This is a genomic window from Psychrobacter sp. M9-54-1 (assembly GCF_016613355.1).
Classification (GTDB): Bacteria; Pseudomonadota; Gammaproteobacteria; order Pseudomonadales; family Moraxellaceae; genus Psychrobacter; species Psychrobacter faecalis.
In genome coordinates, this window is the sequence record NZ_JADGFW010000013.1 from 69,321 (window position 1) to 92,388 (window position 23,068).

A 23,068-nucleotide genomic window follows, 5' to 3' on the forward strand; every position below is an offset into this window, starting at 1 on the left:
TAGATAAGGTCATGCCAAATATGTCTCCTTCCAAACCAACCAATATCATCTATACAGGCATTGCTGGTACAGGTAAAACCTATCGCTTGCTCCAAATCGCACAGCAATATACTGACTGCTTACCAAAGATAAATGACAAAGAATTATTGAGACAACTTTTGCAGCCGTTAAGCTGGCGTGATGTGGTTTGTTTGATATTTTTGGATTTTAAGTCTAAAAAACAGGACTTGGTCAAGGTGCCAGAAATTGTCAATCATGAGTTTTTTGTCAATAAAGCGGCGCAAAATGCACGTGATAAAAACTTAAGCAATACCGCTTGGTCTGTGCTGCAAATGCATACGCCTGCTAGCTCACAAACCGTTAGTTATAAAAATCGAGCCAGCCAAGCCTATTTTGATAAAGACCATAGCGGTGCATGGTATTTACTGCCAGAAAGTATAGATTTGTTAAGTGATTTAGCGCAGCAATTAGCTGAGTTTCAACAGGCGCAGCGCGAGAATAATAGCCAAAATAAAGAGTTCCGTCAGCAGCGCTTTAGTATGGTCAGCTTTCATCAAGCCTATGGTTATGAGGAATTTGTCGAAGGTATCCGTCCGGTGATGGCATCGTCCGATCATACAAAAAACAGCTCATCTCAAATGAGTTATGACGTGCAAGATGGTGCATTTTTGAAATTGTGCCAACGCGCTGCTAATGATCCCGAGCAGCGTTATGCGATGCTGATTGATGAAATTAATCGCGCTAACGTATCACGGGTCTTTGGCGAGCTATTAAGTTTGATTGAACCCGATAAACGCGCTGGCATGGCAAATACGATGACGGTTAATTTGGCCTATTCAGGGCGAACCTTTAACGTCCCTGCCAACGTTGATATTTATGCCACCATGAACACCCAAGACCACTCACTAGCGCCGCTTGATATGGCATTACGACGGCGTTTTCGCTTTATTGATTGTCCGCCGCAGCCCGAATTATTACCTGTTATTTATGTCAATCCAGTTAATTCAGAAACCGGTAATTCAGAAACCGGTAATTCAGAAACGGTTGATCCGGCAGAAACGATAGATTTAGCAAAAATTTTAACTGGTTTAAATCATCGTATTACGCAAACCCTTGGTGCAGAGGCGCAATTAGGTCATGCGTTTTTATGGTCAGTAGACAGTCTTGAACAATTGCAAACGGCACTGATTGAGCAAATCATTCCGCAATTGGCGCAAGCAGCGGGTGGACAAGTCACTGTTTTGCAATATATCTTTCAAGATGAGCAGCAGCCGCTAAATGCGCAGTTTATACAAGATAGCCAAGCACTGATTGATAATGCCAATAACTTAGCCAGTCCTAATAATTCAAATCCCATGTTTGCCGACCAGCATTCATTGCTCGGCCAGTCTATGAGTAGTGGCAGTTATAAAATTAATGCCGATTTAATCAATAATACGGCTGAGTTTGCCAAGCCGTTTGTCTATCAGCGTTTATATTAACAAGGTGGCTAGCTTGTGATGAGTAGAGTATTACAGTCTGATGACAAAGCGATAGGCAGCCACATTAATCACAACGTTAATAGTGGCAATAGCAATAGTGCGAGTATTGCTAATAACGTCAGTGCGGCTGCACTTAGTGCTAATATTATTACGGTGTTTGAGCATCAACGTTTAACGGCCTATGATTTTGCCCACGTAGCGGACTTTCACTGGTTAATAACGCAAGAGCTTGCCTTTTTTAGCATTAAACGTCAGCAAGGACAATGGCAGCTAAAAGTCGGCCATTATATTGGTATTATTTTATTACCCAGTGGCATGACGCTTGAGATATTGCCTAAGTTAATAGCAAAAACGTCTAGCAAACATAATCAGCAACAGCCATACGGTTTAGCTAAATCCAATGACATCAATCAAACGCGGCAATGGGTGCAGAATATGCTGGCGGATTTAACCAGTAGCAGTCATGATAAAAATAAGCTTCCTAATGCAAAAAACTTTGGCCAATTTAGCGATCAGTTAGCAGCGCTACCGACTAAAGCAATGCCATTATCTGACTGGCTGCTTGCGCAGTTTTTACAGCGTTTGGCGCATTATCAGCCGACGAAGCATTATCAAGCGCAAATCCATAACCAAGCAGCGTTACAAGGTCGTTTGCTGATTAAAGAGCAATTACGCCATAACAGCATGCAGCCGCATAAGTTTGTCTGTGAAAGCAGTGTGCTGAGCCAAAAGATGCTGTGTAATCGCTTGATTAAAAGCGCGCTCAACTTACTTACTCCGTTATCTCCACCATCAATGTCACTGCCCGCATTACAGCAGTGGCGACAAGTAGCAGGGTTAAGTCGTTATGAGTTGCAGCGGCTTGAGTCTTTTTATCAGCAAGCAAAGCGGCAATTGGCGCTACAGCCTTTATCTCGGCAGCAATTACAAGCGGCGCAGCAATTATTGGACTTAGCTTATTGGCTCTTGCAGCAATCTGACGCTCATACTGGCAATGGCGTTAAGCCACAAACATTAGCCAATCAAAACGCCGCACAACCGCGCCTATGTTTATTGATTGATATGAATCAAGCGTTCGAGCAATGGGCAAGTCTGCGCATAGCGGCCCAGTTTCAGCAAATTGATTTGGCTTATAAGCCTTTGTTTCAAGCACAGCGAGTGTGGCTACATGATGCAAAAGGGCAGGCATGTTTGTCCATTCGTCCTGATTTATTGATTTATAAAAGTGCTCATGTGCAGACTGACCCTAATCTCAAAGCGCTTGACGGGGACTCCGTAAAGCCAGAATCGCATATGTCTGCTCACTTACCCCAATCAGGTAATTATAGCCATGTGATTGATATTAAATGGAAGCATTTGCCGCATGCAGGGGCGATTAGTGCGGGCGACGCCTATCAGTTGAGCAGTTACGCGCAGGCTTATCACGCCGAGCAGGGCTGGCTGGTTTATCCGGTACAGGACAATAGCAGACAACCAATCCTGCTCCAGCAACAAGCTTATAATGACGCAGACAATGATAAAAGCTACAAAAAGCCGTCCAATCATGCCAAATTATGGCTGATGCCCTTTAATGTGCTGACCGGAAAAGTAAACGGTGACTTGCTTCCAGATTTGAATGTAGTATAATAAGCGCTGTTGGCAATGTAGTATTAAGGTCAGTAAAAAACCAACGTTGCGACGCCGCCATTGTTATAAAAATGGCGCATTTTTGAAAGAATTTAACGATTCTTTAAAATAATCAAAAATAGGTGTTGACACAATCGGCTTTACCCCTTAATATGTGCACCTCGATAGCGAGGAACATTAACAAGTTAGCGGTATTACCAACAACAAGTTAATTAACAAATTATCGAGATAATAGAGAATTTCGGAGTGTGGCGCAGTTTGGTAGCGCATCTGGTTTGGGACCAGAGGGTCGTAGGTTCGAATCCTATCACTCCGACCATCTATTTAAAGAGCCTTACAGGCTTTTTTTTATGTATGATGATATAGTTTTTTATGTTAGATATTTCTGATATGATAAACCAATCAAAATATATAAAAGTCCTCTAAGAGCGCCTGTAGCTCAGCTGGATAGAGCATCTCCCTTCTAAGGAGGTGGCCGCAGGTTCGAATCCTGCCAGGCGCACCATTTAGCCTGTCAATCTTGCCTTATCAGGCAATAGTTATGGCGGTTGTAGCTCAGTTGGTAGAGCCCCGGGTTGTGATCTCGGTTGTCGTGGGTTCGAGTCCCATCAGTCGCCCCATATTTTATTCTGCATCTCCTTCCTCATTAAATTCAAAAATATCAAAATAACCCTGCTTGCCTTTACTGGCATTTTTTTGTGCCTGTTTGTTTTATATCAATGCATACTTTTTAAGTTATGATGATATGCGAACTAGCCTGCTGTTTTAATTCTAATAAGTTATAAGCTTCCCAGGCATTTAATTATCTAAGCATCTGCTAGCCTTTTTTCGCTGTTTTTCTTATGATAGATAGGCTCGCGAATGTTCTATCATTTGTTAAGCCTTGTTCAATTAAGCTATCACATTAAATTATTTACTTGATATTCTTATTCAAATTTTTGCTTTGATTTTATCTAAAATAAAATACCTATCAAATAAAAATAAAATTTTTTGCCCCATTATTTCAAAAGATTTTGCAGTCATCAGTGCTTTGTTTCTATTTTTAAATTTTGCTATTTTAATTACCCATGATTGAGGAAGTGAGCGATGGACGCACTAAGCGTGTTGCTACAAAATGTACATTTATTCGAAACGAAGTATTATCGATTGAATGTGACGGGCAATTGGTCTTATTCACTCACTAGGCAAGATACGATTTTATTTTATTTGGTGATGTCGGGTGGTTTTTGTATCGACGTCGGCAATGGCCCACGAGAAACGCGCGCTGGCGATATGATTATGATTCCAAGCGCGCATCAGCATGTGAGTTATGCGCTAAACTATCATAGTGATGAGGCGCAGCCGTTAGATGAGTTATTGACGAGCTGTAAAGAGCATACGCTGGATTTAAAGGGTGACGGTGATTCTGAGGCGTCATTGATATTAATCGAGTGTAAGTATGATAAGGCGATGATTCGGCCTTTATTGTCCGTACTGCCATCGATTCTGCCGGAAGTCAATGATGAAGATGATGGCCGGTTTGAGGTGATTGATGTCGAGATTAGGCTGCTGACGCTAGAGGCTGAGCACGAGCGCATGGGTAAAACCGCGGTGATCAATCATTGGGCAAGTATTATGATGATTGAATGTTTGCGGGTATATATTGAAAGTCTGCCTGAAGCCACTGAGAATTGGCTAAAAGCGATGAAAGATCCGTTTTTGACCAAAGCGCTGGTTGCGATGCATGAGATGCCAAGCGAAAATTGGACGATTAATAAGCTTGCTGAGGTAGCAGGCATGTCGCGCTCAAGCTTTGCTCAGCGCTTTAAAGAGGTCGTTGGTATACCGCCGTTGACCTATTTGATGGATTATCGCTTGCGCTTGGCCGCGCGTTATTTGCGTTTGCAGCAAAACAGTATCAGCCGTATTAGCGGTTTGGTTGGTTATGCTTCGGATTCAACCTTTAGCCAAGCGTTTAAGCGTGTTTACGGCATCTCCCCTAAAGCTTATCGGCAGCAGTATCAACAGCAAACGCTCTCTTAATTAGCTGTTAATTGCTAAACCTTTTTTAAAAGCGCTCAGGCTATTTATCGGCTTTAGCGCTTTTTTGCTCGCTGCTCATTATTAATTAAAACTCCCGCCTTTTAGCATAACTATTGGTTACTACTACCTTTATCACTGATTTAGATACTGAGTATTTCGGCGATGGCTAGCTGACAATGCACTTAGGTTAAGGTACTATAGAGTCATGTTTTGCCCAAGCTTCATAGCGAGATTCTAGCGCATTTTATGGCACTATCTGCTGGCCGCTATTGGAAAGTAGTTGGTTATAAGTGCTGATAGACTATTCATTTAGGATAACTTGGGCAAAGTTTATTTTTACAGCTAATGGTATTTTATGACTGAACCAACCGCTAAGCCAACCGTGACTTCAAATAGCCAGCATACTACTGCGTCCGCTACTTCGACAGCCAACGCTGATAAAAAAGACGTGAAAAGTAAGGCAAAAAATAAACCGCGTACGGCAAAAAATAAGCAAAAAACCAATATTACGCCTGTGCTTGATAAAGCGGCGCTGCTCGCGTTATTTACCTTGCCAGACGCCGAATCAGGTGCTGAGCAAGTAAGTCTAAATACTCTTAGCAGCAGTGAATCGAATAGCAGCGAAACCAATATCGCCGCGCAGCGGTTAGCGCTTTATCGTCGTCAGCATGAGCGTACACGTCAGCTTTATATGGCGTCTGCCGCCACCCGTCCTACGTATCTGGTGCAAACGCTAAAAACCCAGTTTGCAGAATATCAGCAATATTTACTGGCGCAGCAGCTTGATAAACGTGGTCTGATGGATACCGACGGGCTAGAGCGTTTATGGCAACAGTTGCACGTGGTCGATGATATTATCGAAGATATCGTCCGTCATATGCCGGCGCAGCAGCCCGCTGGTTGGCAGCTGACGACGCAAGATGGTCATAATCCACTGCGTTTCCCTACCGTTGGTAAACTCAAACATGACAAGCCTATTGTAGATCAAGGCAGCTTGAACAGTTATGTCCTCGGGCACTTTGGGGTTAGCAGCTTTACTTATGACCGCGCTTATTATATTGGACACGTGGTTGGTTACTTATTTAGCTGCTATTTTTGCGCCCATCTGTCTATCAGTTATGGGGTTACCGCCCTTGCTCCGCAGATCGTGAGCGACTATGAATACGCTAGTTTAGAGACGCCACATATGGTAAGACTGCTACAAGGCTTGGATGGTTATTGCAAAAAACGTATTTATCAATTGGCGGTTATCTGTGCGCGCCTTAGTGTCTTTGCTAGCGATAAGCGTATCGAGCGCATGCTGATTGCTGAGGTCAATGACTTTGATAAAAAATTGCAACAACAGCATTTAGATGTTTTATTATTACAAGGCTTAATGCCAGATAGTAGTGATTCTACGCCGCTTTTTTAAGGTGTTTATTCGCTAAAATTTACTTTAAAATTCCTGCTTATCAGCATTTCTCATTGACCACCTTAGGATATTTGCCGCTATGCCCGCTTATCATTATAAAGCGTTAGACGACCATGGCAGTGTCCAAAAGGGCTTAATCGAAGGCGACTCGGCGCGCCAAGTGCGTCAGCAGCTGCGCGATAAGCAGTGGACCCCCGTTGAAGTCAACGCGGTCAATGACAGACAAAGTCAACACAAAAGCCGCTATAAAAAACCCTCTGCTTACGAGTTGGCATTGCTGACGCGTCAATTATCGGTATTGCTTGCCGCCGGTATCCCTTTAGAAGAAACGCTCGCTGCCGTCGCCAAACAATCGCCAAAAACCCATATCAAATCATTGATGCTTGCCGTGCGCTCGCACGTACTAGAAGGCTTGAGCCTTGCGCGTGCGCTGCAACAAGCGGCCAGTTTTCCGCCGCTTTATATTGCTACCATTGCCGCAGGGGAGAAGTCCGGTCATTTAGATTTAATTCTCAATCAATTGGCAGACTACACCGAAAACCGTTTTGCCCTACAAAAGAAAATCCAAGGGGCGATGGTCTATCCGATTGTGCTGATGGTGATGGCGGTTGGGGTAATCATGGGCTTGATGAGCTTTGTGGTGCCTAAAATTGTCAAAGTTTTTGAACAATCTGAGCAAGCGCTGCCCTTAATTACCCAAGTGGTTCTGAGTTTATCAAATCTTATCACCCAGTGGTGGTGGCTAATGCTGCTGGTCTTGGCAGGCGCGGCGTTTTTGTTTTATCGCTTTGCCCAAACTCAAGCAGGTAAATTAGCCATAGACAGTACCGTGCTTAAATTGCCGATATTGGCTAGGTTGTCAAAAGGGCTTAATGCGGCGCGTTTTGCCAGTACGCTTGCGATATTGGTACGCTCGGGGGTGCCGCTGATTGAAGCGCTGCATATTGGCGCGGCGGTGACGACCAATTTACACATTCAAAAAACCATTATCACCGCAGCCGATAGGGTAACGGAAGGCTCAAGCTTATCGAGTCAATTAGAAAAATCCGCCTACTTTCCGCCGATGATGGTACAAATGATTAAAAGTGGGGAAAATTCAGGCGAGCTTGAAAACATGCTCAGCCGCGCCGCTAATATGCAAGAGGCCGAAGCAACCAACTTTATCAGCACCTTACTGTCGTTACTTGAGCCGTTAATGCTAGTACTGATGGGCGTGGTGGTGATGATTATCGTCATGGCGGTGATGCTGCCGATTGTGAATATGAATGATTTGGCAGGTTAGTAAACGCTTAAGCTTTGTTAATTTCTCTGCAGCTGACTCAAAATCTATTACCTTTATCTTGCTAAAGCTTCCGCTAAATTTCTTAAGCCTTGCTTACTGTTGTAGATTGTTGACAGCGGTACGTTTTTACTAGAGCACAGTCAATCATCACGCTATAGTAAGCGCTCGTCAAAAGCTTTGCTTATAAACTGTTTAGTATAAAGGATAGCGGTCATCCAATATTTCACGGCGTGTATCCATAAAAGTCAATATTCATAACAATCCACTGCAGCGCTGGATAAAAATAAAAGCATGGTTTATAGTGATAAACGGTTTAGGGTTCATTAATTTAAAGCCAACCCATTAAAACGCTCTGAACAGCACATTCATTATTTATATCACCTGATACCAAAAGCGATGACCAAAGCGATGACTATAATTGACACGACGCAAGTAGATACCATGCCAAAAAACGCTAGGAATAATGAGAAGTTGCAGGCAGAAAATATGAATAAAAATACGCCCGCTGCTCTGAAAGGTCGTGCGTTATTGCGTCATAGCCAATCTGGATTTACCCTTATTGAGATTATGGTGGTGATTGTGATTTTGGCCATTCTCGCAGGTCTAGTCGTACCAAAAGTGGTTGGACAAAGTGACAAAGCGCGCGTCAAAACCACAGAAACGGCGCTGGCAACGGTATCCAATGCGCTTGATATGTACAAGGTTGATAATTCGCGTTATCCAACGACGGCGCAAGGTTTAGAGGCCCTAACCACACCGCCCGCTGACGCCAAAAACTATCCCGATGGCGGTTATATCAAAGGTGGCTATCCGACCGATGGTTGGGAAAACGAGCTGCAATATGTCGCGCCAGGTAGTGAAGGCCGCCCTTATGATTTATTTTCATTAGGCGCTGATGGGCAGCAAGGCGGCGAAGGGCAAGACGCTGATATTTATGCCCAGTTATAAGCTGCGCTTTAAAGTGATTAGATTAAAGTGATTAGCGCTGAGCAACATAGCGTTTTCTAACACTTTATTGATTAATGCGGCGTTAAAATTTCTAAATATCAACCAATAAGGCTTTATTGGTTGATATTTTTTATGAAAGCATAAAATAAGTACTATGCCGGTAAGTACCATGCTGAATAGACACCCACCATATACGTTCAGCCTTTTTAATCAAAAGTCATGACAAACAGTTATTAAGAGTAATTTTAAAACCCGCTATCAAAGGTAGTTATTTATGTTTATCAAAACAGCCACGCTAGTTATCAAAAAACGCCTTGCTAAAAAGTCTCATCTATTGGCAATGGCGCTTATAAGCACCTCGTTGATGACAGGTTTATCAACAATTTCGATGAGCGCGCAGGCAGCAGGGCTAGGTGAATTGTTTGGCAATAACAATGCAGCACAATCGAAGTTCTTGCCGGTCGATAAAGCTTTTAAAGTAGATAGTATTACCAAAGCGACGTCTAAAGGCACGCAGTTATCGATTACCTTTGATATCACGCCCGGCCATTACGTTTATAAAGACAAGCTGACGCTAAGTTTTCCAAAGGGCATCAGTGCGACGCCATTTCGCTTTAGCCAGTCGCCAATTTCTATTAATGATCCTACCTTTGGGAAAGTGTCTGTTTTTACGCAAAAAAATATAATTGCTACCACCACGCTGAGCACCAATAATAGTAAAGGCGCCAAAAATGTACCCGTTGTCATCGGCTGGCAGGGCTGTGCTAAAGCGGGTCTATGCTATCCTCCAGAGAAAATTAAAACCACAGTCAATATTGGCACAGCTGGTAAATAAACAGCCACGTAAATAAATAATGATGTAAATAGACGAGTCTATACAGACAGTGAATTGGTCAATTCGAATTTTGGTAATAATAGGTAGCCCTTCATGTCCCTTAAGAGCGCAGAAAAGTCTCCGTCATTGACGCAAAATAAACCGTCAAAAAAATCTTATCTGTTGGCGTTCGCTTTCAGCGCGGGCTCATTATTGACAGGGCTAGGAGCTACTGGGCTGACGGCCGTGCCAGTGGCATCGCAAGCGGCAGGATTGGGCGATTTATTTAGCAGTGATAAAAGCGCGACCCAACCGAAATTTTTGCCCGTTAACGAAGCGTTTCAGGTCAGCAGTAGTAGCAAACCTGTCAATAATGGTACGCGCTTAGCCATTAACTTTGACATTACGCCTGAGCACTATGTTTATAAAGACCAAATTAAGCTAACGCTGCCTGGTGGCGTGAGCGCTGCACCTTTTACCTTTAGCCAAAAGCCAGTCTCCATTGATGATCCAACCTTTGGGCAAGTATTGGTATTTGACCAAGCCAATATGGTTGCTACTACCATTTTGAGTAGTAGTAATGGCAAAGGTATAGATAATGCTGCTGTAACGATAGGTTGGCAAGGCTGTGCCAAAGCGGGTCTATGCTATCCACCGGAGAAAATAAAAACCACGGTCAATATTGCTGCTGCGTCACAATCGGCAGCCAATAGTTCAAGTAGCACTGCTACAGATTCTGCGAGCAATAATAGCAATGCAGAAACTGCGCAAGCCTCTACAGATGGGACAGTTACCAATAGTCTTGCTACAGAGCAAACTACGCCAGATGACGAGGTGATTGATTATGCATTGTTAGATGACGAAGCGTTAGATGCAGAGCTTGGTGCAATCAATACCATCTCTGGAGCCGATGAAGAAGTGGTAGGCGATAATGTCACAAGTGAAGCAGCGAACAATAGCGCTGCAACAAACAATACCGTTGTTGGTGATAACACGATTGATAGCGACCCTTTTGGCTTAGCCTCGCATCCGTGGTTGGCATTGGTGTTATTATTTTTGGCAGGATTAGGCTTGGCATTGACGCCATGCGTGTTACCGATGCTACCGATTGTTGCCAATATCGTCGCGCGTGAAGACAATCCAACGGTAAAACGCGGTGTTATTTTAACGACCAGCTACGCTATTGGTGTTGCCATCGCTTATGGTATTTTAGGCGCGGTCATTGCGGTATTTGGCGAATCGTTAGGCATTATCGGTTGGCTACAAAATCCGATTATTTTAATTGGGTTTGCCATCGTTTTTGTCTTATTAGCCCTTTATATGTTGGGCGTATTTAGCATTCGTCTGCCAAGATTCATCAGTAGTAAAATGCAGGGTCTAAGCCAAGCAGGTGATAGCAAGCTTGGTAGTACGGGTGGCAGTTTAATCGCTGGTTTTTTATCGGCGCTCGTGGTATCGCCATGCGTTTCGGCACCCTTATTTGGTGCGCTACTTGCCGTATCGACGATTGGTAGCCCACTTCTCGGGTTTGCCGCTTTATTTATGCTCGGTTTTGGTTTGTCGGCACCGCTTATTTTAATCGGCGCGACCCAAGGCAAAATAATGCCCAAAGCTGGCGAGTGGATGAACTGGGTCAAGCAAGGCTTTGCTTTGCTGCTGTTTGCCGTGGCGTTGTTATTAATTGAGCGCGTCTTTATATCGCCTGTAATGCTGATGGTGTGGGCACTGTGGTTTATGGTAGTGGCGATGTGGGCATGGAGCTGGCTAGGCAAAGGTCGGATGCTGACCCAAGCGCTAGGCTTAATCGCCGGTATTTGGGCGACGTGCTTAATCGTTGGTGCCGCCTTAGGTAACGATGATAGCTTACATCCGCTGGCGTCATTAAGTGCGGCTCCGATGATGCAGACGACTGCTGGTCAACCAGCCACCAGTAATGCAACCGATAAGACGGTCACGACGCTGGCTGAGCTAGGCACTATTGTCGCCGCCAACCCTAAAGTGCTGGTCGATGTCACCGCTGAATGGTGCATTGAGTGCCGGATTATGGATAAAAACTTATTTCATAATCGCCCGGCGCAGATGCAAGATTGGCAATTGGTCAGACTTGATATCACGGAGACAACAGCGGATTCAAAAGCAATCTTAGCGCGTTATAAACTATTTGGTCCGCCAGCATTGCTGTATTATCAAGACGGTCAATTGGTCAATCAACAAGTAGGTGAAATCGGGCGCGCAGAATTTGAGCAAACCTTAACTGCGTTAAATTAATCGTTCAAATGTAGATAAATTCCACGTCATTTCTACCCATTAAAAAGCCAACATCCTTCGATAAGAGGATGTTGGCTTTTTCAATCTTACTAAATAGCCTTTTTAATATAGACGCTAAATCCTTGGTTTAACGTTATTTATTACTATTATTTAACTACTTACCTTATTATTTACATCAGCATTTGCTCGCAATAACGCTAGTATAGTACCCTTATTTTCATTACAATAAAGCAACATTGCGAAAGGCGCATTACCACAAGTAATGGCTACCTGACACGTCCATATTTATTGGTTTTCTCTGGTTTTTATTCTATTTTAGCAATCATGCTAATGGTTATATCAATTATCTCATAGACTCTGCTGGCACTCATGCCAGTTAGATAAAGGACACTTATGTTTTCTACTATTACGCCGCAGCGTCCCTCTTTAGCGCTTAACAAAGCAGGCAAAAATAATAACAGTCAGCGGTCCAAAAGCTATTTAACCATGGCGGTTGGGACAGCGCTTGCTTGTTTTACCTTACAAGCCCACGCAGCCAATGGCGCTCAAAGCTACGAAGAGCTACCGGTAGAGAGTATCGCATTTGAGTATGATACTGATGAGGCGGCAAAAGTTGTCAATAAGCGTGTGGTCAATCCAAATGCGGCGGCTCAAAGCGACATGGTGATTAGTAAGGAGTTTGTCGCCGAACAAGCAAGACTGTTTTATGAATGTACACAAGTGCAAACCAGTGGCGCGCGTTTGGCTTGTTTTGATAAAGTTGCTGAGCAAGGTAAAACGCCGAGCTACACCACGACTAAACAACCAGTTGATTTGGCAAAAACCCTACAAAGTACCCTTGCTGGTAATCCGCAAGTTGTCCTAGTAGAGGAAAACACCACCATTTCTGCAAAAGGTAATGCGACGAATAATGAAGCTGGTAATGGCGAAAGTTTGGATACGGTTGGACTGACGCAAAGGGAGGCGGAAGTATTAGAAAACGTCGGCGTCACCCAAGCTGATATCGAGAAATACACGCCGTTAAGTTTGGCTTATGATTTGGATAAAAACAGCGAGCGCGGTACCTGGACAGTCAGACCGCACCGACCAACTTATTTGCTACCGCTATTTTATACTTTTGATCCCAATTTAGGTCCAAGCACGCCGTCGCAAGATAAAGAGGAATTTACCTCTAACGACACCCGTAATACAGAGCTAAAGTTCCAGCTGTCATTAAAGACCAAAGTGATGGAAGATTTGTTTGATACCAGTGCCGATTTATGGTTTGGTTATACCCAAGAGTCGCACTGGCAGGTTTATAACGAAGACAACTCACGACCATTTCGTGCTACCGATTATCAGCCGGAGATATTTTTGACCCAGCCTGTCACAGCTGATCTGCCTTTTGGTGGCCGTCTGCGCATGTTAGGAGCGGGTGCGATTCACCACTCTAATGGGCAAGATGATCCCTTATCGCGCTCGTGGAACCGTGCTTATCTGATGGCAGGGGCAGAGTGGGGCAAATTGTCGGTCATACCGCGTCTATGGGCGCGCGTCAATAACGAGAGCTCTAGTAGTGAGGACAATCCAGACATCGAAGATTACATGGGCTATGGCGATATCAAGTTCTTATATGACTTGCCTGAGCAGAAAAGCCTAAGCGGTACCTTGCGTTATAATCCGAGTACCAACAAGGGTGCTGCCCAAATTGATTATGTCTATCCATTATCCAAAAACGTTAACGGCTATGTTCAATTATTCCAAGGTTATGGCGAATCCATTATTGATTATAACCATGAAAACACTTCGATTGGTTTTGGTATCGTGCTAAATGACTGGAAAGGTTTTTAGGATAAACGCGCCGATAGGTATCGATAGATGCGCCGTTTAGCGCCTTATCAAAGCGGACTATGGCTGGCAGAGTATGGAGACGTACGCTGTCAGTTATGTCGTATTTATCGTAGTACACCGCAATCCCACCTGCCACAAAATCAACCCTCAGCAATTCCGCCTAATAATCACTCCTTTTTTACGAAGCTACGCCAGCACGTTAATAACCGTTTTGATAGCGGCTTACTTTGCTCTGATTGTCATAACAGTATTGTGTGGCTACCTAAATCCTTTGACGTGGATATTACGGCGGGCACTAGTCTGTCTATACAAGCAGCCACTTATTATGACTATCCGATACGGCAAGCGATCCGTGCGTTTAAACATCATGAAGATATGACTAAGCTGCCATTATTGCTGCATGCACTGCGCCAATTACCTAGACCGCAGGGCTGCCATCGCGATAATAGCGTCATTGTTGCCATGCCGACAACCAATCAACGGCTTGTTAAACGTGGTTTTGATCCGGTGAGTATTTTAGCCGCGCAACTGTCTAAGCATTGGCAAATTCCACTGTGGAACGGCGTAGAACGTATCGATAATACTGTCAGTCAGCAAGGACTAACGCGGGCTGAGCGTTTAGGCAATTTAGACAATGCCTTTGCTTTAGTAGAAACACCTCCCGCGAAGCGTTTATTGTTATTCGATGATGTTGCGACTACAGGAGCAAGTTTACAAGCACTGGCGCGCACATTGTATCTTCAAACTCTTCCACTTGGAGCATCTGTTTCATCTTCATCAGACAATCCATATAAATTGCAGGCTTTTACACTGGCTCATGGGAGTCAGTATTAAAATTGTCTCGATATATGAAGTCAGACAATTATGTTGCTAATATGTTACCTTAACGTTATATTTACGATAAAAATCATAAAGATAATTGTGATGTATGTTTTTAATTGTGCGCAAATTTATACTTACGAGAATATTTCAGCGATAAAAAATTGAAATGTAAATGAATTATTTAGAATAAGCATATGTTCTGGAATAGAAGTTGCATGGATATCTATAGACAGTAATTAAGTCCCGCTCAGGGTTTTAAGTTAACAATATCTTAAATACAACGAAAGATAGAGGTAGGAATTTGAGTGAAGGCATCTGAGAATAACGTAGCACAGACGTTACGAATGACCAGCTCAGGGTTCACCCTGATTGAGCTGATGGTCACGATTGCCGTGCTTGCTATTATCGTCAGTATTGCTGCGCCCAGTATCAGTACTCAGCTTGCCAATCAAAGAGTAAAGTCGACGACGGCGACGTTAGAGAATGCGTTAAAAGAAGCCAAAGTGGAAAGTGTGATTCGTCGTCAGAACCTTATTTTGAGCTATGACAATACTAGAACGCCTAAAATAATTACGATTACTGCCCCTGATTCAAAAACTATCGCAAATTATAGTTATAACGTTGAAAGTACTATCAAGCCAGACACACCCGTAACTATTGTCTTTGAGCCAAGTAAACGGGTTAGCACAGTACGTACTTATACAATCTGTGATAGCAATGCTAATGCAACGACGCGCCAGATTGAGGTGAATCGAGTGGCTAATATCACTAGTAAATTGGGAGGGACATGTTAATGAATAATCCAAACTCTCAAAGTGGTGTGGGATTGATTGAGGTTATGGTTGCTCTATTATTATTGGCAGTGGCAATAATTGGTTACAGTGCTTTACAAGGACAGGCTATTAAAGTGACTAATGAATCCCTCGAGCGCTCCCAATCACTAGTGATAATGCGAATGATAGCAGAAAAAATCCACGCTAATCCTTCTGCTATCGCGACTTATGAAAGAAGCTTAAATGTAGCCGGTACACCAGCTGCTCCTAGTAAACTATGTGGTTTAGATGGTGGTGCCATAACTGATTTATGCCAGCCAGCCGAGCTAGCTGTAGCTGAAAGCTTTAAAATTAAATCTGAATTACAAAACTATGATTTTCAAATACAGATGCACCCTTGTCCTAATACTGGAGGCACAGGAACTAATGCAGCAGCGAATATCATGTACTCATATTGTTTAATATCAGCCTGGGGAGACACTACCCCTACTATCGGTACTAACGAAAATAAAGATTGCTTGACTTCTCGAGTTGTCGATGGAGATGCTGTAAAGGAAGCGGGTGGTAGTTACCATCCTAAAGCAACTTGTATGATGATGGAAATATGATATGAGTTCAATGCAGTATAAAACGATATCTTGGAGTTCTAGCGAAATGTTATCCAAAAACAATGATGGTTTTACTTTAGTAGAATTGATGATTGCACTGGTACTAGGATTACTGATTTCTGCTGCTGCATTACAGATTTTTTATACTAGTTCAGTCAATAGTCGTCGTCAAGAAGCAAGCTCGCAAGTACAAGATAATGCTATTTTTGGTTTTTCACAGATGCAAAAAAACTTAAGACGTTCTAATTATGGGGCTAAATCTACAAGTGCCCATGATGAGTATTTTATGAATCATTTGACTCCGCAAGGTGGTGTGGTATTGACAGCACCACTCGGAACTTCGGGTAAATGGTTAGAAGGTAATTTATCTGGTTTAGTTTTAAGTGGTGCGGCTATTCCGAGCGAGTTGTTATCGAATAATGCCTCTACAAAAAGTATAAGTAATTTAAATGGTATCGTAAATAGTGATCAACTGACTATACAATATCAGTCTGGTCAAGCAGGATCATATGATTGTGAAGGAGATGAGATACCAGAAAATTTCTATGTCATTGAGCGCTATTTCGTTCGCATAGACAGTACTGTTAGCCCAGCCACACCGGGACTAGCTTGTGCATCAGCGATATATAATTATAATGAATCCACAGCTGGAAGTCCTAGCGGTCTTGATATTGCCAGTTATACAGTGCCGGGAGAGACGGTAGCGAAAAATAATAACCTAGCAGGTTTAGGCACAATTATTATTCCTAACGTCGACTACTTTAGAGTAATGCTAGGAGTATCAAATAGTACTGGTTTTGCAACTTATCCAGATAGAACTCGTATTGCTTATATACCAATACCTAATAATCGTACTCTTGCTACAGATCATCGCATCGTCAGTTTGCAGATAGGTATATTGGCACGATCAGACAATCCGACTGCAACTCCACAAACTAATAGTAGCCTATCTTTCACAGTACTTGATAAAACAAATGTTAAACTGAATGCAGCAGCTATTGCAGGACCTACCTATTTACGCAGTGTCTATGAGACTACTGTTCTATTACGTAATGCTAGGGGAGGCTTATAATGAAACAGTCTTCAGTCAATCGTTCTAACATACCTTCTACTACTATTAATAATCAATCAGGTGCAGTTTTGATCGTTGTGCTTTTTACTTTAATACTGATTATGATTGTAGGAGCAATAGCTATTAAGCAAAGTACTACAGACTTAAAAGTTGCTACTGCAGATCAAGTAAATAAACTGCTTTTTCAAGCAAATGATGCGGCTTTAATGAAAGTGGAAAAAGAAGACCGTATTTTAAGTGAGCGTAGAGAAAGTGTTGATACATTAAAAGGCTATATGTCGAGTTCACAGCGCGAAGGTCATGAAGTTAGCTTTTGTGTAAGACCACGTAGTACGAGATTGTTTAGTATTCTTGAGATTAGCGAGCGCAATAAAAACAATGACTTATTAGCTAATAGAAATAATGGCTATTGTAATCCTCAAGCTAGTGATGATTATGTCAGCGAAGGTCGAGTAATGACACAGATGACCTTTGTTAGACCGCTTGCCAAAGATGACGAAGGCGTTTTTTATAAGGAAGTAGAAGGTACACTATCAAATGATTTCGAAAAACCAGAAACAGGCGGTAACGTTACGATCGAATGTACAACATTCATAGGTTACGTCACCTCTATCATACCAGCGTTGTCTCAGGCACCGTTAGGGAGTGCGAGTAGTATAGACTCAACCTCGATAGCAGGGTGTCTAAAAAAATCACGAACAGGAACAGATACAGTTGATAGCTGTCTAATGGCATTAGATGTACCGTTTCAGACACAGCAGCAAACGTATCTTAATCAGCCTGTTGGTGTTGAATGTATCTCTGGCAGCTAGCAAAAACACTTAAGTCAATTGACCTTCACAGACTGGATGAAGAATGTGATTTTTCTAAGAAATCAAAAATATATGGGTGGTTATTATGAAAATCGTAAATAGCAAAATAAATAGTGCATCCCATCCTTCTGTCAAAGGCTGGTCTTTAAAGGTATTATCAACGGTAATATTAGGGTGTATGACTAGCAGTGCAGGTCATACGACTGACTTAGAGATATATCAGGGCGCGACCTATGGTAACGCCTCTATTATGATGATGCTTGATAACTCGGGGAGTATGGATCCTAGAAGTATTAGCGAAGATTATCCTGGTAATGGATTTAATGTAGTTAAAGCTAATGATGGAAAGTATTACTGCAACTATGATGGACGATATGTTAGCAATGCCGTTTCTACTGATATCATAACTCAGAGAATGTATGATGATAATGGCAATCTGACACCTACTAATATCGCTTCTAATATTAAAACATATCAAATAACTTACTGTGTTAAAAGTGGCCAAAGATACTATGATCGTATGTCACGTCTCAAAATGGCGCTCGTTCCTATGTTCGCCAACCCTAAAAGTACAACTGGCTTTGGTGAGAACGCTGATCTCAGTAAATACAACATCGGTTTGGGATCTTTCTTTTTCCAATCTTCTAGTGAGGGCGGCGGTAAAATCGAATATCCCGTAACAAATTTGACCTTAGCTAATAGAAAAGAACTTGTTGATAAAATAATTGGGTTAGAGCCATCAACGAATACGCCGATAGCTAATGCCTATGCCGAAGCTGGTGCCTATATGCTAGGTACACGTACTTATAGTTTAGTCAATGAAACGAGGTACTACGAAGTCGGATATTCAAATCAGAACTGGTGGAATAGCAAATATAATTTGTATAAATGCGTGAGTTCTAGTTCAGATTTATCTACATCAGGTAGTTTTAAGTATTACTCATGTAATAATAGAGGATATGAAAATAAGCAAAGTAATGAAAGAAACTTAAATACTAGTTTGTTGGGTAATTTTGACAAAACCTCTGAATCAGGAGGTACAGTCACTTACTATAAAAGCGTCACAAAAGATTGGATAGACTATAAGTGGAGTGGTTTTGAGCGTTCAGCAGATAACACCAAAAAACAACCAGACAAGTTAAAGTATCAGTCGCCTATTAGTGATGCAGCAACCCAATGCGATGGCTATGGGATTTATTTTTTAACTGATGGTGAACCTAACAATGCTTATAGCAGTACCCGTGATTTAATGAATAATAGCCTAGAAGGTGGTGATATAAGTATAGGAAGCTCCTGCAGTTCTGGTTTGACAAATACCAACGATACTTCTGGTTGGGAGTGTACGGGCGAGTACTCAAAAGCCTTATATAACAAAAATAATGTTAAAAAGAATACTATTGCTACTGCAACAGTAGGCTTTGGTAATGTTTTTAAGCAGCTTACCGCACAAGGAAAGGTTACTAAGACAATTACACGCCCTAGCGGTGCTGTTGAGACAGCTCGAGTATATCAATGTAATGCCGAAGGTATTAGTCAGGATGCTAAAAATCTATGTAAATTAGGTGAGAAAGGCGAAGGATACGGTGAAGGTGGGTTCTTCTATACTGAAACCTCTGGCGAAATTGCGTCTAGTGTAAAAAAATTCATTGAAGATGTGAGTAAGGCTGAGATTGAACCGATATCCGCAGGGACAATGTCAGTACCGCTAGATAGCTTGGGCGGACTGAAATCACGTCAATTTGCTTATCTACCGATACTGGAGCCTATTCCCAAATCGCCACTATTATGGAATGGTAACCTCAAAAAATATAAAGTAAAAAACGCGACACTAGTAGGCGCTGACAATAAGTTTGTATTTGCTGATAATACAGGTTTGTTTGCAGATGATACCCATGATCTGTGGAATACTATCATGGATACTAACCGTCCAGATACTTTGAAACCAGATAAAGGAGCGCCACAAGTTGGCGGCGCATATCAAAAAATATTTGAAAACGCTGATGCTCCTATTATTGGTGACAGAAATCTATTTGTCGATAATGGCAACAGTTTAACCAATTTAAAAGTAGTAGATAGAAAACCTATAAATTTTAATGATCTGACTACTGCAAATGGATATGACAACACTAAAAAAATAACACTACTCAACTTTATGGGTTACAGCGAACCCACAAGTACGACAGTAACGGACGGTAGAGCGTTAACTTCTGTACAAGATAAATGGTTAAAAAACATCGGTGGTGTTTTACATTCTATACCTCAGCTAATCACCCAAAAAGTTGAAGTAAAAGCCTCGGGAGAGTTCGATAACAATAGCCGAAAAGACTATGTTATCTACGGCTCTATGGATGGTGCTTTGCATATGCTTGATGATAGCACAGGTAAAGAAACCTTCACCTTTATACCAAAGCAAATTCTGGACCTACAACCCGCCGCGATAACAGGTATTGGTACTGCTAAAGATGGTAGCTATCCTTATGGGGTTGACGCGCCTTGGTTAACTTATGTCTCCTATACCAGTAAGTCTAAAACAACTGGCACAGGGGCAGCGGCAACCACTACGAATACTTATGAGGCCGATCAAAGCTTCGCCTTAGGCGGCTTACGTATGGGTGGCTCAATGTACTATGCGTTGGACGTATCAGATGTCACTAAGCCTAACATTGTTTATGGTGTGGGTTCTAACTATGCTAATCGATTGAAAGGCGATACTGTTGCGTTAGGTGGTACTAAGAATAATGTGACCAGTCTAGCAACAGATGAACAAAAAGCCTTCGCAAAAATGGGACAGACATGGGGTAAACCAACGCTTGGTTACGTCAAGAGTGGTGGCAAAAAAGTCATGGTTAGCTTCTTGCCAGGTGGTTATGACACTTGCTATGAAGATTCTAAATTTAAGTTAAATACCAGTTATCCTACGGATGCTCAATGTAATAATAAACCAGCAGCCCAAGGTAGCGCCGTATATATGGTACAAATGGGAGAAGTCGAAACCAAATCTAATAAAGAAGAGACGGTAAATACTGCTAAGAATAACGGTAAATTACTCTGGTGGGCTAATAATGAAGGTACCTCAAATGATAGCACCACACGTAGTAGCTCGTTACAGTATTCTAAAGCAGCAGATTTGAAACATAGTGTGGTGACTCAAATCAGAGCCTTAGATCGTAACTATGATGGTTTTATTGATCATATATATTTTGCTGACTTAGGTGGGCAGGTATGGCGTGTGGATATTAACAATAATAAAGATACGGATAACTTTAAAATAGATCGCGTCGTCAAAGTATTAGATGTGAGTGATCAAGTAGGCACTGGTGATGCGCCCCCACGTTTTTATGAGCGTCCGCTGATTACTTTTTATAACGGCAAGTTTGCTTATAAAGATGCTAAAAATGTCGCCGGTAGCTCATCTGGTGTTCAAGCAATGATCACAGTAGGTACTGGAGATCGTAGTAATCCTGTGACTGCATCAAGAAGCAAACCTGATGCGCTTTATACGGTTATAGATAAAGATGTGACTCGTAGTGACTTATTTTATTATGGAAAAGATACCGCTCCAGAAATAGACTTACGTTCACCAATCATTAAGGTGGCAGGCACAACAAATAGAAACGATAAACTTCAAGAATTGAAGTTTACACATGCAGATGTAGGTACAACTGGCATTAAAAGAAGAATGCAAGATAATGTCATTCAAGGTTGGTATATGCCATTTACTCATTGGTTAGGGGTAGAAGAAAAGGTAGACGGCAAGTACAAACTCAAAATGTTCAATGAGCCTGATGCTATTGCCAGTGTATTGATATCTTCTTCATATAATCCCGATAAAGGGCAAGAAATTAAAGCATGTAGTGCTGGTGTTAGAGGGTCGACCCAACGTGAGCGTACGTGTTTACCTTATGGTGCGTGTCTCGATGCAACAGGTAATGATGTAACAACATCACGTTCAACCTTTAATGCAGGATCAGGTATCGTCGATAATATTATTAGCCAATTCAACGATACTTCTGTTTTTACCAGCTTAGTGAATCGCTGTGAAGGTGATGACTGTAAGCCTGAAGTCATCTGTCCTAGCGGTAACTGCAGCAATAAACCACCTATATTTGAAGGGTGTGTTGGCCCAGATTGTGGTGTAGGTAGTGGTGTTAATTCTGATAAACGTATTAATCCGTTGAGCTGGTTGGAATACTGATATGTCTATTGAAGCGAAAAACTTAGACACTAGACAGATGGGTTTTACCTTGATAGAACTGATGGTTGTCGTCGTCATTATAGGTATTTTGTCAGCCATTGCTATTCCAAGCTATCGTGCTTATATCATTCGCAATGCAGAAGCAGATGCGCAGCGCAAGATGCTATCAATCTCTAATGAGCTTGAGCAATGGCGTGCTAAAGCCTTAACCTATAAAGGTTTTGTACCAAAAGCAGATAGCATTGCTCCTACCACAGGGGCGATTAATTTGCCGGCTAACAATCCAAGATATATTATTAAACTGGGTCATGTTGCTGGTAATCCGGCGGCATTTAGTCCTCTGAATGAAGGTAGTGAGCGCGCTATGGGGTGGGTAATGATGGCAACACCGGTTGGTATAACGGGAGCCAAGAGCTTTAAGATGAATAGCCAAGGCTTACGATGTGCAAACAATGTCAGTTTTAGTATTACGACTTCTAATTGCGGGGCAGGAGAAACAACTTGGTGACAATATTAAGCAAAAAAAATCCTGACAAAAGTGATGGTTCATCAAGTTTAGGCCCTGAGCAAAAAGGTTTTACGCTGATAGAGCTGATGATAGTGGTCGCTATATTAGGTATATTGGCAGCCATTGCTTACCCTAGCTACCAAGGCTATGTTGTGCGAACGAACCGTACAGATATGATGAGTGAGATGCAACAAATCGCCAGTCGTATCGAGTCCAATAAATTAAACTATAAGCGCTATGACAGAATACCTTTAACTACTGTGTTAACAGGCACAGTAGCTGCGAATGGTAGTGTGAGCTTTCCCTCTGCTGGTACGGCACTATACAACGTGATAATAGGTACAGGAACATGGGGCGAAGCAGACTGGACAACCAGTACTGGTACATTAGGTGGATCTGACTGGATGATTAGAGCCACCCCAGTTGCAGGCCAGCGTATGGCAGATGATGGTGACCTCACCTTAGATAGTCAAGGTGAAAAGTGCCGAATTGTAAACGCTATTGCAACATGCGGTATGGACAACGAGTGGCAATGAATAATTTTGATTATAATCATTGACAAAAAATGTCAGTTAAGTTTACTATTTGCTACTTAA

At 42.3% G+C, this 23,068-nt stretch carries 17 protein-coding genes and 3 tRNA genes; all 20 read left to right on the forward strand.

Annotated features, from left to right (window positions below; all coding sequences use genetic code 11):
• Positions 1-20 precede the first annotated feature (20 nt).
• The 20 genes from IQ457_RS06350 (at position 21) to IQ457_RS06445 (ending at position 23,008) form a co-directional block, all read left to right on the forward strand.
• Entirely contained in the window at positions 21-1,481 is a 1,461-nt protein-coding gene (locus IQ457_RS06350) for an McrB family protein (RefSeq protein WP_242465371.1), read from the forward strand.
• A gap of 18 nt (positions 1,482-1,499) precedes the next feature.
• Positions 1,500-3,107 (forward strand): McrC family protein, encoded by a 1,608-nt coding sequence (locus IQ457_RS06355; protein WP_200662511.1) that lies wholly within the window; start codon positions 1,500-1,502, stop codon positions 3,105-3,107.
• Positions 3,108-3,349: 242 nt separating this feature from the next.
• A tRNA-Pro gene (locus IQ457_RS06360) sits at positions 3,350-3,426 on the forward strand.
• A 109-nt stretch (positions 3,427-3,535) separates the two neighbouring features.
• Positions 3,536-3,612, forward strand: a tRNA-Arg gene (locus IQ457_RS06365).
• A gap of 39 nt (positions 3,613-3,651) precedes the next feature.
• A tRNA-His gene (locus IQ457_RS06370) sits at positions 3,652-3,727 on the forward strand.
• Between the two features lie 466 nt (positions 3,728-4,193).
• A complete protein-coding gene (locus IQ457_RS06375; protein ID WP_200662512.1) occupies positions 4,194-5,129 on the forward strand; it encodes an AraC family transcriptional regulator in 936 nt (311 codons plus the stop codon).
• Between the two features lie 355 nt (positions 5,130-5,484).
• Entirely contained in the window at positions 5,485-6,540 is a 1,056-nt protein-coding gene (locus IQ457_RS06380) for a hypothetical protein (RefSeq protein ID WP_200662513.1), read from the forward strand.
• A 79-nt stretch (positions 6,541-6,619) separates the two neighbouring features.
• Positions 6,620-7,822 (forward strand): type II secretion system inner membrane protein GspF, encoded by a 1,203-nt coding sequence (gene gspF, locus IQ457_RS06385; protein ID WP_200662514.1) that lies wholly within the window; start codon positions 6,620-6,622, stop codon positions 7,820-7,822.
• A 486-nt stretch (positions 7,823-8,308) separates the two neighbouring features.
• Positions 8,309-8,770, forward strand: coding sequence for a type II secretion system major pseudopilin GspG (gspG, locus tag IQ457_RS06390; RefSeq protein WP_190295551.1), 462 nt, complete (start codon positions 8,309-8,311; stop codon positions 8,768-8,770).
• 274 nt (positions 8,771-9,044) lie between these two features.
• Positions 9,045-9,605 (forward strand): protein-disulfide reductase DsbD domain-containing protein, encoded by a 561-nt coding sequence (locus IQ457_RS06395; RefSeq protein ID WP_200662515.1) that lies wholly within the window; start codon positions 9,045-9,047, stop codon positions 9,603-9,605.
• Between the two features lie 93 nt (positions 9,606-9,698).
• Positions 9,699-11,852 carry a cytochrome c biogenesis protein CcdA gene (locus tag IQ457_RS06400; RefSeq protein ID WP_200662516.1) on the forward strand — a complete coding sequence of 718 codons (2,154 nt, stop codon included), beginning with the start codon at positions 9,699-9,701 and terminating at the stop codon, positions 11,850-11,852.
• 393 nt (positions 11,853-12,245) lie between these two features.
• Positions 12,246-13,682: a phospholipase A gene (locus IQ457_RS06405; RefSeq protein ID WP_200662517.1), complete on the forward strand. Its 1,437-nt coding sequence runs from the start codon at positions 12,246-12,248 to the stop codon at positions 13,680-13,682.
• 27 nt (positions 13,683-13,709) lie between these two features.
• A complete protein-coding gene (locus tag IQ457_RS06410) occupies positions 13,710-14,516 on the forward strand; it encodes a ComF family protein (protein WP_200662518.1) in 807 nt (268 codons plus the stop codon).
• Between the two features lie 293 nt (positions 14,517-14,809).
• Positions 14,810-15,298, forward strand: a complete 489-nt coding sequence (locus IQ457_RS06415) for a pilus assembly FimT family protein (RefSeq protein ID WP_342343305.1) — start codon at positions 14,810-14,812, stop codon at positions 15,296-15,298.
• Positions 15,292-15,885, forward strand: a complete 594-nt coding sequence (gene pilV, locus IQ457_RS06420) for a type IV pilus modification protein PilV (protein WP_200662519.1) — start codon at positions 15,292-15,294, stop codon at positions 15,883-15,885. The genes IQ457_RS06415 and pilV overlap by 7 nt, the downstream gene beginning before the upstream one ends.
• 1 nt (position 15,886) lies before the next feature.
• Positions 15,887-16,957 carry a PilW family protein gene (locus IQ457_RS06425; protein ID WP_200662520.1) on the forward strand — a complete coding sequence of 357 codons (1,071 nt, stop codon included), beginning with the start codon at positions 15,887-15,889 and terminating at the stop codon, positions 16,955-16,957.
• Complete coding sequence (locus IQ457_RS06430) at positions 16,957-17,769, forward strand: pilus assembly PilX family protein (protein WP_200662521.1); 813 nt, start codon at positions 16,957-16,959, stop codon at positions 17,767-17,769. Before IQ457_RS06425 ends, IQ457_RS06430 begins: the two co-directional genes overlap by 1 nt.
• Positions 17,770-17,854: 85 nt before the next feature.
• Complete coding sequence (locus IQ457_RS06435; RefSeq protein ID WP_200662522.1) at positions 17,855-21,964, forward strand: hypothetical protein; 4,110 nt, start codon at positions 17,855-17,857, stop codon at positions 21,962-21,964.
• A gap of 1 nt (position 21,965) precedes the next feature.
• Positions 21,966-22,472, forward strand: a complete 507-nt coding sequence (locus tag IQ457_RS06440) for a type IV pilin protein (protein WP_200662523.1) — start codon at positions 21,966-21,968, stop codon at positions 22,470-22,472.
• Positions 22,469-23,008, forward strand: a complete 540-nt coding sequence (locus tag IQ457_RS06445) for a type IV pilin protein (RefSeq protein ID WP_342343306.1) — start codon at positions 22,469-22,471, stop codon at positions 23,006-23,008. The genes IQ457_RS06440 and IQ457_RS06445 overlap by 4 nt, the downstream gene beginning before the upstream one ends.
• Positions 23,009-23,068 lie beyond the last annotated feature (60 nt).

Bases quoted from the DNA above. Each gene is read 5' to 3' on its own strand.
- pilV (WP_200662519.1), top strand. From the start codon at position 15,292: ATGTTAATGAATAATCCAAACTCTCAAAGTGGTGTGGGATTGATTGAG.
- IQ457_RS06405 (WP_200662517.1), top strand. From the start codon at position 12,246: ATGTTTTCTACTATTACGCCGCAGCGTCCCTCTTTAGCGCTTAACAAA.
- IQ457_RS06430 (WP_200662521.1), top strand. From the start codon at position 16,957: ATGAAACAGTCTTCAGTCAATCGTTCTAACATACCTTCTACTACTATT.
- IQ457_RS06355 (WP_200662511.1), top strand. From the start codon at position 1,500: ATGAGTAGAGTATTACAGTCTGATGACAAAGCGATAGGCAGCCACATT.
- IQ457_RS06425 (WP_200662520.1), top strand. From the start codon at position 15,887: ATGAGTTCAATGCAGTATAAAACGATATCTTGGAGTTCTAGCGAAATG.
- IQ457_RS06410 (WP_200662518.1), top strand. From the start codon at position 13,710: ATGCGCCGTTTAGCGCCTTATCAAAGCGGACTATGGCTGGCAGAGTAT.
- gspF (WP_200662514.1), top strand. From the start codon at position 6,620: ATGCCCGCTTATCATTATAAAGCGTTAGACGACCATGGCAGTGTCCAA.
- IQ457_RS06395 (WP_200662515.1), top strand. From the start codon at position 9,045: ATGTTTATCAAAACAGCCACGCTAGTTATCAAAAAACGCCTTGCTAAA.
- IQ457_RS06400 (WP_200662516.1), top strand. From the start codon at position 9,699: ATGTCCCTTAAGAGCGCAGAAAAGTCTCCGTCATTGACGCAAAATAAA.
- IQ457_RS06435 (WP_200662522.1), top strand. From the start codon at position 17,855: ATGAAAATCGTAAATAGCAAAATAAATAGTGCATCCCATCCTTCTGTC.
- IQ457_RS06375 (WP_200662512.1), top strand. From the start codon at position 4,194: ATGGACGCACTAAGCGTGTTGCTACAAAATGTACATTTATTCGAAACG.
- IQ457_RS06440 (WP_200662523.1), top strand. From the start codon at position 21,966: ATGTCTATTGAAGCGAAAAACTTAGACACTAGACAGATGGGTTTTACC.
- IQ457_RS06350 (WP_242465371.1), top strand. From the start codon at position 21: ATGTCTCCTTCCAAACCAACCAATATCATCTATACAGGCATTGCTGGT.
- gspG (WP_190295551.1), top strand. From the start codon at position 8,309: ATGAATAAAAATACGCCCGCTGCTCTGAAAGGTCGTGCGTTATTGCGT.
- IQ457_RS06380 (WP_200662513.1), top strand. From the start codon at position 5,485: ATGACTGAACCAACCGCTAAGCCAACCGTGACTTCAAATAGCCAGCAT.